Below are 14,532 nucleotides of genomic sequence, written 5' to 3'. Positions count from 1 at the left end.
GCATGATAGGCCGGCACCGGCACGGCGGCAATCCGGGGCAATCGGCGGCGGGACACGGCAGGGGGCTGTCTGCCCCCTCTTGGCCCTGCCGGGCCAATTCACCCCCGAGGATATTTGCGCCAGATCGAAGGCGACGACGGGGATATCGCGGCGCCCGATCACGAAAAGTTCAAAAAGACGGCAGAATTTTAAGGATTTTCCTGAAGGTCTTTCAGCATTGCTCCCCGGGGGCCGTCCCGGCAAGGCCGGGGAAAACCATATTTTTCCAAGACTTAGAGTTAAAGCCGCGATTTCTCGTCAAAGCTGTGGCGCGCGGTTTTTCTTGCCTCAAAGGGCAGGCTGTTCCTAACCTTGAGGTCAAGAACGACAAGGCCCGCCTTTCCTTCTACGTCGCATCGAAGGGGGCAGCTCTGGGCACAACGGGGTAAGGCGACCGGTTTCATCTATGACAATCAGGTTTCTTCTGAACGGAGAGACTGTGGAGCTGCAGGGCGTCGCGCCGACGCGCACGCTGCTGGACTGGCTGCGCGAGGCGCGCGGGCTCACCGGCACCAAGGAAGGATGCAACGAAGGCGATTGCGGCGCCTGCACGGTGATGGTGCGCGATGCCACCGGCGCCCGGGCGCTGAACGCCTGCATCCTGTTCCTGCCACAGCTTCATGGCAAGGCGGTGCGCACGGTCGAGGGGCTGGCCGGACCCGACGGCCAGCTGCACCCGGTGCAGCAGGCGATGGTGGATCACCACGGCAACCAATGCGGGTTCTGCACCCCCGGTTTCGTGATGTCGATGGCGGTGGCGCATCTGAACGGCGATCGCGACCATGCCACCACGCTGGCCGGTAACCTCTGCCGCTGCACCGGCTATGTGCCGATCCTGCGCGCGGCAGAGGCGGCGGCGGCCGCGCCGGTGCCGGACTGGCTGGCGGCCGACGGCGCCTTTGCCGCCGGTGGCGGCGATCCGATCCGCCCCGCCAGTGCCGATGACCTGGCGCGGGCCTATGCCGCCCAGCCTGAGGCCACGCTTGTGGCCGGCGCCACCGATGTCGGACTCTGGGTGACCAAGGGGCTGCGCGATCTCGATCCGGTGATCTTCCTTGCCGGCTGCGACGATCTGAAGGGTGTTGAAGAAACCGCCGAGGCGATCCGCATCGGCGCGATGACCGACATGAACACGGTGCGCACGGCGCTGGCGCCGCATTTCGTCTCCTATGCCGAGATGATCCGCCGCTATGCCTCCACCCAGGTGCGGGCGGCGGCGACCATCGGCGGCAATATCGCCAATGGCTCCCCCATCGGGGACAACCCGCCGGCGCTGATCGCGTTGGGGGCGAGCCTGCACCTGAGGAAAGGCGATGCGCGGCGGGTGATGCCGATCGAGGCCTTCTTCCTCGACTATGGCAAGCAGGACCGTGCGCCCGGCGAATTCGTCGAGGCAGTGAGCATCCCGCGTCAGCCCGACCGGCTGAAATGCTACAAGCTGTCGAAACGCTTCGATCAGGATATCTCGGCCGTCTGCGGCTGTTTCAACATCACGGTGGAGGATGGGCTCGTCACCGCCGCGCGGATCGCCTTCGGCGGCATGGCCGGCATCCCGAAACGCGCCCGCCATGTGGAAAGCGCCCTTCTGGGCCAACCTTGGGAGGCCGGCACCATCCGCATGGCCGGGGCCGGGTTCGATGCCGATTTCGCGCCGCTCTCCGACATGCGGGCCAGCGCCGCCTATCGGCTGGAGACCGCGCGGGCGATGCTGGGCCGCTATTTCGCCGAGGACCGGGGCGACACCGGCACGGTGCTGGAGGTCTCGGCATGAGCGTCTCGAGCCCCCTGCCCCATGACGCCGCGCGCCTGCATGTGACCGGGGCGGCACGTTATATCGACGACATCCCGACGCCGCGCGGCACGCTGCATCTGGCCTTTGGCCTGAGCCCCGTGGCCTGCGGCGCGCTGGAGGCGATGGATCTGGCCGCCGTGCGCGCCGCGCCCGGCGTCGTCGCGGTGCTGACTGCGGCCGATCTGCCCTTTGCCAACGATGTCTCCCCGTCAATCCACGATGAACCGCTGCTGGCCACGGATCGGGTCCATTATGTCGGCCAGCCGCTGTTCCTGGTGGTGGCGGAGAGCCATATCGCGGCGCGCAGGGCGGCGAAGCTGGGCGACATCCGCATCGCCGAGGAAGAGCCGATCCTGACCATAGATCAGGCGCTGGCCGCCGACAGCCGGTTCGAAGGCGGTGCGGTGATCTGGGAAAAGGGCGATGCCGCTTCGGCCATCGCGGCCTCGGCCCATGTGGTCGAGGGCAGCTTCGAGATCGGCGGACAGGAACATTTCTATCTGGAAGGCCAGGCCGCGCTCGCCCTGCCGCAGGAAGGCGGCGACATGGTCGTCCACTCCTCCACCCAGCACCCCACCGAAATCCAGCACAAGGTGGCCGAGGCGCTCGGCCTGCCGATGCACGGCGTCCGGGTCGAGGTGCGGCGGATGGGCGGCGGCTTCGGCGGCAAGGAGAGCCAGGGCAATGCGCTGGCGGTCTCCTGCGCGGTGGCGGCGCGTCTGACCGGGCGGCCCTGCAAGATGCGCTATGACCGCGACGACGACATGATCATCACCGGCAAGCGGCATGATTTCCGGATCAGCTATCGCGCCGGGTTCGACGCGGACGGGCGGATCCAGGGGGTGGAGTTCCTCCAATACGCCCGCTGCGGCTGGGCCCAGGATCTGTCTCTGCCCGTCGCTGACCGCGCCATGCTGCATGCCGACAGCGCCTATCTGCTGCCCAATGCCCGGATCGAAAGCCACCGGCTGAAGACCAACACCCAGAGCGCCACCGCCTTTCGCGGCTTCGGCGGGCCGCAGGGCATGCTGGGGATGGAACGGCTGATGGATCATGCCGCCCATCAGCTGGGGCTGGAGCCGGTCGAACTGCGGCGGCGGAATTACTACGCCGAGGCGGAAGAAGGGGGCTCTGCCCCCGCTCCTGCGGAGCCCCCCCGGGATATTTCCGGCCAGAAAAAGGGCGCGGAAAAAAGCGCCCGCAGCGCCCTGCCCCAGACCACCCCCTATGGCATGGAGGTGGAGGATTTCGCGTTGCACGGGATCACCGCCGCGCTGCTGGAGCGCTGCGAATATGCGGCGCGGAAACGGGCGGTGGCAGAGTGGAACGCGCAGGGCGGCGCGATCCGCAAGGGGATCGCCTTTTCCCCGGTGAAATTCGGGATCTCCTTCACGCTCACCCATCTCAATCAGGCGGGTGCATTGGTGCACGTCTATCAGGACGGCTCGATCCACCTGAACCACGGCGGCACCGAGATGGGGCAAGGGCTGTTCCAGAAGGTGGCCCAAGTGGCGGCGAGCCGCTTCGGCGTCGGCCTGGAGGCGGTCAAGATCACCGCGACGGATACCGGCAAGGTGCCCAATACCTCGGCGACGGCGGCCTCTTCCGGGTCCGATCTGAACGGCATGGCGGTGCAGATCGCCTGCGACGAATTGCGCGGGCGGATGGCGGCCTATCTGGCCGCGGAGCGTCAGGCGGCGCCGGAGGAGGTGCGGTTCGAGGCGGGCGCGGTGCATGTCGGCGGCGCGACGATACCCTTCGCCGAAGCGGCGCAGCGCTGTTATCAGGGGCGCGTGGGCCTCTCGGCCACCGGGTTCTACAAGACGCCGAAAGTGTCCTGGGACCGGGTCCGGGGACAGGGGCGGCCGTTCTATTACTTCGCGTATGGCGCCGCGGTGACCGAGGTGGCCATGGACAGCCGCACCGGCGAATACCGTATCCTGCGCGCCGATATCCTCCACGATGCCGGCGCCAGCCTGAACCCGGCGCTGGATATCGGCCAGGTCGAGGGCGGCTATGTCCAGGGCGCGGGCTGGCTGACGACGGAGGAACTGGTCTGGGACGACAAGGGGCGTTTGCGCACCCATGCGCCCTCGACCTACAAGATCCCCGCGTTTTCCGATCAGCCGGATATCTTCAACGTCGCGCTCTGGGACGGGCGCAACCGCGAGGACACCGTCTATCGCTCCAAGGCGGTGGGGGAACCCCCCTTCATGCTGGGGATCTCCGCCTTTCTCGCCCTCAGCGATGCGGTGGCCTCCTGCGGCGGCGGCTATCCGGCCCTCGATGCGCCGGCAACGCCCGAGCGGGTCTGGGCGGCGGTGCGGCGGTGTGCACAATGAGCTTCGACCTCGACGCCCTGCACGCGGCGGTTCGCGCCCACGCCCGCGTCACCCGGGTGGTGATCGCGGATGTCAGCGGCTCCTCCCCGCGCGAGGTGGGGGCGGCGATGCTGGTTTGGGGGGATGCGGAGACCGGCGGGCAATCGGGCACCATCGGCGGTGGAGCGCTGGAATTCTCCGCCGCGCGGGCGGCGCGGACCCAGGCGGCGCCGCGCCGGCTCAGCCGCCATGCCCTGGGGCCGGAGCTGGGGCAATGCTGCGGCGGCTCGGTGGTGCTGCTGTCGGAAGTCTATGACGCCCGGGCGCTGGAGGCGCTGACCGGCGAGGCAGTCGCCCGGCCCGTCGCCGACGCCGCCGCCATGCCGCTGAGCGTGCGACGTCTGCTGGACCGGGCACGGGCACGGGGCGAGCGGCCCGAACCGCAGCTGATCGACGGCTGGATGGTCGAACCGGTCACCTACGCCGCCCGGCAGCTGTGGATCTGGGGCGCGGGCCATGTCGGACGGGCGCTGGTCGATGTTCTGGCGCCGCTGCCCGATCTGGCGATCACCTGGGTCGATACCGGGGTGGCGCGGTTTCCGGCGCAGGTGCCCGACGCGGTCACCATGCTGCCGGCGGCCGCACCTGCCGATCTGGTCGCCTATGCGCCGCCGCGCGCCGCCCATCTGGTGCTGACATATTCGCATGCGCTGGACCTGGAGCTCTGCCATCGGCTGCTGAGCCATGACTTTGACTTTGCAGGCTTAATCGGATCGGCTACGAAATGGGGGCGGTTCCGGTCGCGGCTGCGGGCGCTGGGGCACGCGCCCGACCGGATCGCCCGCATCACCTGCCCGATCGGCGACCCCGCCTTCGGCAAACATCCGCAGCAGATCGCCATCGGGGTGGCCGCGCAGCTGATCGCGCGCCGGACCGGGGCGGCAACAGAAACGAGGGAGCGCGCGTGAGCCAGCCGCTGTTGAGCCTGAAGGGGCTGACCAAAGCCTATCCCGGCGTGATCGCCAACAACGACATCTCCTTCGACATCGGCGCCGGTGAAGTGCATGCGCTGCTGGGAGAGAACGGCGCCGGGAAATCCACCCTGGTCAAGATGATCTACGGGCTGGTGAAACCCGACAGCGGCACGATGACGCTGCGCGGGGACGCCTATGCCCCGGCCGAGCCGCGCGCCGCCCGGGCCGATGGCATCGCCATGGTGTTCCAGCACTTTTCCCTGTTCGATGCGCTGAACGTGGCGGAGAATATCGCGCTGGGGATGGAGAACCCGCCGCCGATGCGCGATCTGGCCAGCCGCATCCGAGAGGTGTCGGAAACCTATGGCCTGCCGCTCGATCCTTTCCGCACGGTGGGCGATCTTTCCGCCGGCGAACGCCAGCGGGTGGAGATCATCCGTTGCCTGCTGCAGGATCCGAAGCTGCTGATCATGGACGAACCCACCAGCGTGCTGACGCCGCAGGAGGTGGAGATCCTGTTCAAGACGCTGGAGAAGCTGCGGGCCGAGGGCACCTCGATCCTCTATATCTCGCACAAGCTGGAGGAGATCCGCCGGCTCTGCGACACCGCGACCATCCTCAGGCTGGGTCAGGTGGTAGGCGGCTGCATCCCGCGCGAGACCACCGCCCGCGACATGGCGGAGATGATGGTGGGCAGCGCCCTGAAGACGCCGGAGCGCAGCGGCCGGGCGCTGGGAGAGGTGGCGCTGGATATCTCCGGCCTGTCGGTCGCCTCGCCGGCCGAATTCGGCACCGCGCTGAAGAACCTGCATCTGACCGTGCGGCAGGGCGAGATCCTCGGGATCGGCGGCGTCGCCGGCAACGGTCAGGAAGAGTTGCTGGGCGTGCTCTCCGGCGAGATCCCGACCGAGGCGGAGGCGGTCAAGCTGGCCGGCCAACCGGTGGGGCGGATGGGACCGACCGAACGACGCACCCTGGGGCTGCTGACAGCGCCGGAGGAACGGCTGGGCCATGCCGCCGCCCCGGACATGAGCCTGACCGAAAACGCCCTGCTGACCGGGGCGGTGCGCGAAAAGCTGGAGCATCGCGGGTTCCTCAGATGGGGGGCCGCGCGGGCCTTTGCCGAGAAAATCATCGCCGAGTTCGACGTGCGCACCCCGGGGCCGGAGAATGCGGCGCGGTCGCTGTCGGGCGGCAACCTGCAGAAATTCGTCATCGGCCGGGAGGTGCTGCAGGACCCGGATGTCCTGGTGGTGAACCAACCAACCTGGGGGGTCGATGCGGCGGCGGCGGCGGCGATCCGCCAGGCGCTGCTGGATCTGGCGGCCAATGGGGCGGCGGTGATCTGTATCAGCCAGGATCTGGACGAGCTGATGGAAATCGCCGACCGCTTCGCCGCGCTGAACGAGGGCCGGCTGAGCGAGCCGCGCCCGACCGAGGGGCTGAGTGTCGACGAGATCGGCCTGATGATGGGCGGCGCCCATGGAATGGAGGTGGCCAATGTCTGAGGTCCGGCAAGACTTTCCGCAGCTGGCGGCCCCGGGCGCCCTGTGGGGGAAACCGATGGGAGTGCCCGCATGATCCGGCTGGAGAAACGGCCGCAGCCGTCACGCGCCTGGTCGATGGCGACCCCGGTGCTGGCGGTCATCGCGACGATGGTATTCGGCGGGCTGCTGTTCGCCGCGCTCGGCAAGAACCCGTTCCAGTCGATCGAGACGATTTTCTGGGAACCGCTCTTTGGTGAATTCTCCTTCTACTACCGGCCGCAACTGCTGGTGAAGGGGGCACCGCTGGTGCTGATCGCCATCGGCCTGTCGCTGGGCTTTCGCGCCGGCATCTGGAACATCGGGGCGGAGGGCCAGTACATCATGGGCGCCATCGCCGGGGCCGGGGTCGGGCTGGCCTTCTACCCGCTGGACGCCTGGTATGTGTTCCCGCTGATGGTGATCGCCGGCGCACTGGGGGGCTGGGCCTGGGCGATGCTCCCGGCGCTGCTGAAGGTGAAGTTCGGCACCAACGAAATCCTGGTGTCGCTGATGCTGGTCTATGTCGCCGAACAGCTGCTGGCGTCGATGTCGCTGGGGCTGCTGAAGAACCCCGAGGGCTTCGGCTTTCCCGGCAGCCGCAACCTGAACGATTACGCCGCCGGCAACAGCTGGATCGCGCAGGACATCGGGTTGCACTGGGGGGTGGCGGCGGCGCTGATCGCGGTGATCTTCGCCTACGTGCTGCTGAACCGGCACATGGCCGGTTTCCAGATCCGGCTGAGCGGCGAGGCGCCGCGCGCCGCCCGCTTCGCCGGGGTCAACCCGACGCGGCTGATCCTGCTGTGTCTGGGTCTGGCCGGCGCGCTGGCCGGCATGGCCGGGCTGTTCGAGGTCTCGGGCCCTGCCGGGCAGGTCAGCATCGATTTCAACGTCGGCTACGGCTTCACCGCGATCATCGTCGCCTTTCTCGGCCGGCTGCACCCGGTGGGCATCCTGCTGGCCGCGGCGCTGATGGCGTTGACCTATATCGGCGGCGAGATCGCCCAGGGCAATCTGGGCCTGCCGGCCGCCGCCATCCAGGTGTTCCAGGGGATGCTGCTGTTCTTCCTGCTGGCGCTCGATCTGCTGACCAACTACCGGCTGCGCCGGACCGTGACAGAGGGGAACTGAGATGGATTTGAGTGGTATCAACCCGGTCCTTCTGATCGCCTCGCTGATGGTGGCGGCGACGCCGCTGCTGCTGGCCGCGATCGGCGAACTCGTGGTCGAAAAGGCCGGTGTGCTGAACCTCGGGGTCGAGGGAATGATGATCACCGGTGCCATCAGCGGCTTTGCCGTGGCGGTGGAGACCGGATCGCCCTGGCTGGGCTTTCTCGCCGCGGCGGCAGGCGGGGCGCTCCTGTCGGCGCTCTTCGCGCTGCTGACCCAGGTGGCGCTGGCCAACCACGTCGCCAGCGGCCTGGCGCTGACGCTCTTCGGGCTCGGGCTCAGCGCCCTGATCGGCCAGAGCTATGGCGGCCAGAAACCTCCCGCCATGGCCAAGATCGACCTCGGGCCGCTGACAGATCTGCCGGTGGTGGGGCCGATCCTCTTCGGTCACGATCCGATCCTCTATCTCGGCATCGCCATCGTCGCCGCGGTCTGGGCATTGCTGAAGTTCACCCGGTTGGGGCTGATCCTGCGGGCGGTGGGCGAAAACCACGAGGCCGCCCATGCGCTCGGCTACAAGGTGGTGCGGATCCGGGTGCTGGCGATCCTCTTCGGCGGCGCCTGCGCCGGGCTCGGCGGTGCCTACATCAGCCTGATCCGGGTGCCGCAATGGACCGACGGCATGACCGCAGGGGTCGGCTGGATCGCCCTGGCGCTGGTGGTCTTCGCCAGCTGGAAGCCGTGGCGGGTGCTGGCCGGCGCCTATCTTTTCGGCGGCGTCACGGTGCTGCAGCTCAATCTGCAGGCAGCGGGGATTGCCATTCCCGTCGAATACCTTTCCATGTCGCCCTATGTGATCACCGTGATCGTGCTGGTCATCCTGTCGCGGGACAAATCCAGCGCCCCGGGATCGCTGGGGCGCATCTTCCATGCCTCGTCCTGACAGGGGCGGGCCAATAGCACTGAAACCAAGGGAGTCTTTTCGGAATGAAACTCACGAAACTGCTTGCCGGTGCCGCGCTGGCGCTCGGTCTGGCCTCGACCGCCATGGCGGCGGACAAGACCAAGGTCGGCTTTATCTATGTCGGCCCGATCAACGATGGCGGCTGGAGCCAGCACCACCATGAATCGGCCAAGAAGATGGCAGAGCATTTCGGCGACAAGGTCGAGCTGGTCTATCAGGAAAGCGTGCCGGAAGGCGCCGATGCCGAGCGCGCGATCACCCAGATGGCGCTGCAGGGGGCGGATATCATCTTCACCACCTCCTTCGGCTATATGGACGCAACGCTGAACGTGGCGAAGAAATTCCCCAAGGTGAAATTCGAACATGCCACCGGCTACAAGACAGCGCCGAACATGTCCGCCTATTCCGCCCGCTTCTATGAAGGTCGCGCGGTGACCGGCTTCATCGCCGGCAAGATGACCAAGTCGAACAAGATCGGCTATATCGGCTCCTTCCCGATCCCGGAAGTGATCCGCGGCATCAACTCGACCTACATCCACGCCAAGAAGGCCAACCCCGACGTCAAGATCTCTGTCATCTGGCTGAACACCTGGTTCGACCCGGCGAAAGAGGCCGACGCCACCCAGGCGTTGCTGGATCAGGGTGTCGACGTGGTTCTGGCGCATACCGATTCCACCGCACCGCTGGCAGTTCTGGAAAAGAACGGCGGCTATGGCTTCGGCCAAGCGGCCGACATGATCGAATTCGCGCCGAAACCGCGGCTGTCCTCGATCATCGACAACTGGGCGCCCTACTACATTCAGGAGGTCCAGGCCGTGATCGACGGCACCTGGGCCAGCCATAACGCCTGGGACGGCATCAGCACCGGCATGGTCGGCATCGGCGAGATTACCGACGCCGTGCCCGCCGAGGTCAAGGCCGAGGCGCTGGCGATGAAAGAAGCCATCGCCAAGGGCGAATACCACCCCTTCACCGGCCCGCTGAACAAGCAGGACGGCAGCCCCTGGCTGGCCGATGGCGAAGTCGCCGATGACGGCACCCTGGCCGGCCTGAACTTCTACGTCGAAGGCGTCGACGGCGACATCCCGCAGTAAACCGGCGATCCGCAGCCGGGCCGCGGCGGCGCCGGCTGACGCAGCCCTCGTCAGGCCCCGGAAGGCAATCGCCTCCCGGGGCCTTCTTCTTTGCGGGTGGTCTTTTCCCCGGGCGCGCGGCGTGCCACTGTCCGCCCCATGACTGATGTGAAAACCGATATCGTGATCATCGGCGGCGGCGTGGCCGGGCTGTCGGCGGGTGCCCGCCTCGCCCCCCATGCCACCGTCACCCTGCTGGAGGCGGAACCCGCGCTCGGCTACCACACCTCGGGCCGGTCGGCCGCGCTCTACGAAGCGAGCTACGGGCTGCCCTCGACCATGGCGCTGGCCCGGGCGAGCGGCGATTTCTTCCTGCGCGAGACCGACTATCTGTCGCCCCGCGGGCTGATGCTGGCGGGCAAGCCGGAGGATGCCGGGGATTTCGCCCGCGAGCTGGCGGAAATGGGCATGCAGCAGCTCAGCCCGGCCGAAGCGCAGGCGCTGCTGCCGATCCTCAACCCCGAGGTCGCCACGCTGGTCGGTCACACCACCGAGGCCTGGGATATCGATACCGACCGGCTGCTGCAGGATTTCGCCAAGACCATCCGCGCCCATGGCGGCCAGGTGCTGACCAAAGCGCCGGTGACCGACATCACCCCCGGTGCCCGCTGGCAGGTGACGGCCGCCGGCGTGGTGCATGGGGCCGATCTGGTGATCAACGCCGCCGGCGCCTGGGCCGATGCGGTGGCCGCCCTGGCCGGGATCGCGCCGATCAACCTGCAGCCGATGCGCCGGTCGATGGCGCGGATCCCCGCCCCCGACGGCATGGACCCCGCCGCCTGGCCGATGATCTTCGGCGTGCGCGAAAGCTGGTACATGAAACCCGACGCCGGCGCGCTGCTGGTCTCGCCGGCGGAGGAAGACCCGCTGCCGCCGCAGGACGCCTGGGCCGACGACATGGTGCTGGCCGAAGGACTGGCGCGGTACGAGGAGATGGTGACCGCCCCGGTGACCCGGATGATCTCCAACTGGGCCGGGCTGCGCAGCTTCGCCCCCGACCGCAATCTGGTGATCGGCCCGGATCCGCATGCGCGCGGCTTCTTCTGGCTGGCCGGTCAGGGCGGCTACGGCTTCCTTACCTGCCCGGCGGCCAGCCAGTATGCCGCCGACCTGATCCTGGGCCGGCCGCCGGTGATCGAACCGCCGATCCGCGCCGCCCTGAGCCCGGAGCGGTTTTCGAAATGACCCGCAAGCTGACCCTGCCCGACACCGCCAGCATCGCCAATCGCGGCGAAGGCGCCAAGCTGGTTGCCCCCTCAGCCAGCCGCAACCTGGAGCCCATCGCCGACCTGCTGGCGCAGACCGCGCCGCAGAGCGGCCGGGCGCTGGAGATCGCCAGCGGCACCGGCCAGCATGTCGCCGTCTTCGCCGCCCGTTTTCCCGACCTGATCTGGCAGCCCAGTGATCCCGATCCGGACCGCCGTGCCAGTATCGATGCCTATGCTGCAGAGAGCGGCTGCGGCAACATCCTGCCGGCGCTGGCGCTGGATGCCGCGACACCGGGCTGGGGGGCCGATCTGGGCGGCCAGAACCTGATCTTTCTCTCCAACCTGCTGCATCTGATTCCGATGGACTGGGTCGAGGTGCTGATCGCTGAGGCCGCCCGGGCCCTCGCCCCCCACGGGCGGCTGATCCTCTACGGCCCGTTCATGCGCGCCGGCGAGCTGACCAGCGATGGCGACAAGACATTTCACGCCAGCCTGATCGGCCAGGACCCGCGTATCGGATACAAGGACGATTTCGACATCCTCGACCTGCTGCAACAGGCCGGTCTGGAGATCGTCGAAGTGATCGAAATGCCCGCAAACAACCTGGCTCTCGTCGCGGAAAGCCGCGCTTTCTGATCAAGATCAAAGCCTGCGCCGCGGGCCTCGTGATCAGACGGGCGCAAAGCTAACTGTGAAAGGCATCAAAATGAGCTGGAAAGACAAGATCTCCGACCTGCGCGGCAGCCTGCGCAACCTGAACGGCGCCAATCCCGACGCGATGCGCGGCTTCGGCGGGCTGACCAAGGCCGTCAAGGAAGGCGGCGTGCTGGAGTTCAAGACCAAGGAATTCGTCGCCCTCGGCATCGCCGTGGCGGATCGCTGCGAATCCTGCATCGGGCTGCATGTCGAAGCTCTGGTGAAAATCGGCGCCACCCGCGAAGAGGTTGCCGATGTCTTGGGCATGTGCATCCAGATGGGCGGCGGACCCGCCATGATGTATGCCGCCAAGGCGCTGGAATGCTATGACGAGCTGAGCGCGGACTGACCGGCGCGCCGGACTGCCGGCACCCCGCCGAACCGACGCGCTCCACCCGCCTGTCCTGTGAAGGGAAAGAGAAGATGGAAAGACGACGTTTCGGCGGGCAGCCGGTCAGCCCCCTGCCCCGCTCGCGGGCCTGTTCATTGGCCTGTTCTTTGGCCAGCTCCCCGGCCCGGCCGTCAAAGCGGGGCGCGGCATGAGCAGCTATCGCTACAGCCTCGGGCAGGAAACCTTCCGTTTCGACGATCTCAAGGCGCTGATGGCGCGGGCCACGCCGCTGCGCTCGGGCGATCAGCTGGCCGGGGTCGCCGCCGCGACCGAGGTGGAACGCGTCGCCGCCCAATGCGCCCTGGCCGAATTGCCGCTGAGCGTCTTTCTGAACGAAACCGTGGTGCCCTATGAGACCGACGAAGTCACCCGCCTGATCCTCGACCGGCACGACTCCGCCGCCTTCGCCCCGGTGGCGCATCTGACGCTGGGCGATTTCCGCGATCTGCTGCTGTCCGATACCGTCGACAGCGCCATGCTCGGCGCCCTCGCCCCCGGGCTGACGCCCGAGATGGTGGCGGCGCTGTCGAAGATCTGCCGCAACCAGGATCTGATCCTGATCGCCCGTAAATGCCGGGTGGTGACCCGGTTCCGCAACACCATCGGGTTGGAAAAACGCCTCTCCACCCGGCTGCAGCCCAACCACCCCACCGATGACGCCCGCGGCATCGCCGCCTCGGTCTTCGACGGGTTGATGTACGGCTCCGGCGATGCGGTGATCGGTATCAACCCTGCCTCGGACAATGTGGCGACGATGATCGATCTTCTGCATATGCTCGACGCGCTGATCGCGGAGCATGACATCCCGACCCAATCCTGCATCCTGGCCCATGTCACCACCACGCTGGCCGCGATCGAGGCCGGCGCGCCGGTCGACCTGACCTTCCAGTCGATCGCCGGCACCGAGGCCGCCAACCGCTCCTTCGGGATCAGCCTCGACTTGCTGGAGGAGGCGCATCAGGCCACCCGGGCGCTGAACCGCGGCACCGTCGGACAGAACGTGATGTATTTCGAAACCGGCCAGGGGTCCTGCCTCTCGGCCGATGCACATCACGGCGTCGATCAGCAGACGCTGGAGGCCCGGGCCTATGCCGTCGCCCGCGCCTATGAGCCGCTGCTGGTCAATACCGTGGTCGGCTTCATCGGGCCAGAATATCTGTTCGACGGCCGCCAGATCATCCGCGCCGGGCTGGAGGACCACTTCTGCGGCAAGCTGCTCGGCGTGCCGATGGGCTGCGACATCTGCTATACCAACCACGCCGAAGCCGATCAGAACGACATGGACGTGCTGCTGACGCTGCTGGGAGCGGCGGGGCTGAATTTCATCATGGGCATTCCCGGCTCGGACGATGTGATGCTGAACTACCAGACCACCTCCTTCCACGACGCGCTCTATGCCCGGCGGGTGCTGGACCTGCGCCCGGCCCCCGAATTCGAAGCCTGGCTCGACCGCATGGGGCTGATGGCGGCCGATGGCAGCTTCACCCCCGCGCCGGCCCCGACCGGAGAGCTGTCCGACACGCTGCTGAGGCTGAGCGACGCATGAGCACCCGCCGTATTCCTCCCGCGCCCACCGGCACCGGTCCCCGACCGCTCGATCCCTGGTCGCCGCTGCGCCAGCTCACCCCGGCGCGCATCGCGCTCGGCCGCGCCGGCGTCTCGCTGCCCACCGCCCGGCATCTGGAATTCCAGATCGCCCATGCCCGCGCCCGCACCGCGGTGCATTCGGAACTGGATATCGCCGCGCTGCAATCGGCGCTCGGCCCGACCGCGGCCCAGCTCCTGCCAGTGACCAGCCAGGCGCCCGACCGCGCCACCTATCTGCAGCGCCCCGACCTCGGCCGCCGGCTGGCCCCCGACAGCGCCGAGACCCTGCGCGCGGCCCGGTCCGAAACCGTCCCCGATCTCGCCCCCGATCTCGCCATCGTGCTGGCCGACGGGCTCTCCGCCCTCGCCACGCAAAGCTCCGCGCCACCCTTCCTCGCGGCGCTGACGCCACGCCTCCGGGAGGCCGGGCTCCGCCTCGCCCCGCTCACCGTCGCCACCCAGGCCCGCGTCGCCCTCGGCGACAAGATCGCCCAGGCGCTTGGGGCCCGCATGGTGATGGTGCTGATCGGCGAGCGTCCCGGGCTCTCGGCCGCCGACAGCCTCGGCCTCTACCTGACCTGGAACCCGCGCGACGACAGCACCGATGCCGATCGCAACTGCCTCTCCAACATCCGCCCCGGCGGTCTCAGCTTCGAGGATGCCGCCCATCGGGCCGCCTATCTCGCGCGTGAGGCGATGCGGCTGCAACTGTCCGGCGTCGGGCTGAAGGACCGAACGGAAACCATCACAGGCGACGCCACCCCCGACCGGATCGCCTGATCCCTCTGCTG

At 67.9% G+C, this 14,532-nt stretch carries 12 protein-coding genes; all 12 read left to right on the top strand.

The genetic code is table 11. The annotated features are described in order from the left end of the window. The first annotated feature begins 445 nt into the window (after positions 1-445). The 12 genes from xdhA to eutC all read left to right on the top strand — a co-directional run bounded on the left by xdhA (position 446) and on the right by eutC (position 14,521). Complete coding sequence (gene xdhA / locus QO033_RS06895) at positions 446-1,810, top strand: xanthine dehydrogenase small subunit (RefSeq protein ID WP_284480216.1); 1,365 nt, start codon at positions 446-448, stop codon at positions 1,808-1,810. Continuing rightward, the gene (xdhB, locus tag QO033_RS06890) at positions 1,807-4,173 is read left to right on the top strand and encodes a xanthine dehydrogenase molybdopterin binding subunit (protein WP_284480215.1); all 2,367 of its coding nucleotides are present in this window, start codon (positions 1,807-1,809) and stop codon (positions 4,171-4,173) included. The genes xdhA and xdhB overlap by 4 nt, the downstream gene beginning before the upstream one ends. Then, a complete protein-coding gene (gene xdhC, locus QO033_RS06885; RefSeq protein ID WP_284480214.1) occupies positions 4,170-5,120 on the top strand; it encodes a xanthine dehydrogenase accessory protein XdhC in 951 nt (316 codons plus the stop codon). The genes xdhB and xdhC overlap by 4 nt, the downstream gene beginning before the upstream one ends. Next, positions 5,117-6,634, top strand: coding sequence for an ABC transporter ATP-binding protein (locus QO033_RS06880; protein ID WP_284480213.1), 1,518 nt, complete (start codon positions 5,117-5,119; stop codon positions 6,632-6,634). Before xdhC ends, QO033_RS06880 begins: the two co-directional genes overlap by 4 nt. Before the next feature lie 69 nt (positions 6,635-6,703). Then, complete coding sequence (locus QO033_RS06875) at positions 6,704-7,783, top strand: ABC transporter permease (RefSeq protein WP_284480212.1); 1,080 nt, start codon at positions 6,704-6,706, stop codon at positions 7,781-7,783. Between the two features lies 1 nt (position 7,784). After that, on the top strand, positions 7,785-8,705 hold the full coding sequence (locus QO033_RS06870; RefSeq protein WP_284480211.1) for an ABC transporter permease: 921 nt from the start codon (positions 7,785-7,787) through the stop codon (positions 8,703-8,705). A 44-nt stretch (positions 8,706-8,749) separates the two neighbouring features. Further along, a complete protein-coding gene (locus QO033_RS06865) occupies positions 8,750-9,820 on the top strand; it encodes a BMP family ABC transporter substrate-binding protein (protein ID WP_284480210.1) in 1,071 nt (356 codons plus the stop codon). A 138-nt stretch (positions 9,821-9,958) separates the two neighbouring features. After that, the gene (locus QO033_RS06860) at positions 9,959-11,044 is read left to right on the top strand and encodes an NAD(P)/FAD-dependent oxidoreductase (RefSeq protein ID WP_284480209.1); all 1,086 of its coding nucleotides are present in this window, start codon (positions 9,959-9,961) and stop codon (positions 11,042-11,044) included. Further along, the gene (locus QO033_RS06855; protein WP_284480208.1) at positions 11,041-11,703 is read left to right on the top strand and encodes a DUF938 domain-containing protein; all 663 of its coding nucleotides are present in this window, start codon (positions 11,041-11,043) and stop codon (positions 11,701-11,703) included. Before QO033_RS06860 ends, QO033_RS06855 begins: the two co-directional genes overlap by 4 nt. A gap of 70 nt (positions 11,704-11,773) precedes the next feature. Continuing rightward, positions 11,774-12,112: a carboxymuconolactone decarboxylase family protein gene (locus QO033_RS06850; RefSeq protein WP_284480207.1), complete on the top strand. Its 339-nt coding sequence runs from the start codon at positions 11,774-11,776 to the stop codon at positions 12,110-12,112. Positions 12,113-12,302: 190 nt separating this feature from the next. Further along, the gene (locus QO033_RS06845; protein WP_284480206.1) at positions 12,303-13,700 is read left to right on the top strand and encodes an ethanolamine ammonia-lyase subunit EutB; all 1,398 of its coding nucleotides are present in this window, start codon (positions 12,303-12,305) and stop codon (positions 13,698-13,700) included. Beyond that, positions 13,697-14,521 (top strand): ethanolamine ammonia-lyase subunit EutC, encoded by an 825-nt coding sequence (gene eutC, locus QO033_RS06840; protein WP_284480205.1) that lies wholly within the window; start codon positions 13,697-13,699, stop codon positions 14,519-14,521. The genes QO033_RS06845 and eutC overlap by 4 nt, the downstream gene beginning before the upstream one ends. The last annotated feature ends 11 nt before the right edge of the window (positions 14,522-14,532 follow it).

This window comes from Pseudodonghicola flavimaris (genome assembly GCF_030164425.1).
Classification (GTDB): Bacteria; Pseudomonadota; Alphaproteobacteria; order Rhodobacterales; family Rhodobacteraceae; genus Pseudodonghicola; species Pseudodonghicola flavimaris.
The sequence above is the reverse complement of the archived record's forward strand: the minus strand, read 5'-3'. Positions and strand labels throughout refer to the sequence as shown.

Coding starts and splice junctions, on each gene's coding strand:
- xdhA (WP_284480216.1), top strand. CDS start 446: ATGACAATCAGGTTTCTTCTGAACGGAGAGACTGTGGAGCTGCAGGGC.
- xdhB (WP_284480215.1), top strand. CDS start 1,807: ATGAGCGTCTCGAGCCCCCTGCCCCATGACGCCGCGCGCCTGCATGTG.
- xdhC (WP_284480214.1), top strand. CDS start 4,170: ATGAGCTTCGACCTCGACGCCCTGCACGCGGCGGTTCGCGCCCACGCC.
- QO033_RS06875 (WP_284480212.1), top strand. CDS start 6,704: ATGATCCGGCTGGAGAAACGGCCGCAGCCGTCACGCGCCTGGTCGATG.
- QO033_RS06870 (WP_284480211.1), top strand. CDS start 7,785: ATGGATTTGAGTGGTATCAACCCGGTCCTTCTGATCGCCTCGCTGATG.
- QO033_RS06865 (WP_284480210.1), top strand. CDS start 8,750: ATGAAACTCACGAAACTGCTTGCCGGTGCCGCGCTGGCGCTCGGTCTG.
- QO033_RS06860 (WP_284480209.1), top strand. CDS start 9,959: ATGACTGATGTGAAAACCGATATCGTGATCATCGGCGGCGGCGTGGCC.
- QO033_RS06855 (WP_284480208.1), top strand. CDS start 11,041: ATGACCCGCAAGCTGACCCTGCCCGACACCGCCAGCATCGCCAATCGC.
- QO033_RS06850 (WP_284480207.1), top strand. CDS start 11,774: ATGAGCTGGAAAGACAAGATCTCCGACCTGCGCGGCAGCCTGCGCAAC.
- QO033_RS06845 (WP_284480206.1), top strand. CDS start 12,303: ATGAGCAGCTATCGCTACAGCCTCGGGCAGGAAACCTTCCGTTTCGAC.
- eutC (WP_284480205.1), top strand. CDS start 13,697: ATGAGCACCCGCCGTATTCCTCCCGCGCCCACCGGCACCGGTCCCCGA.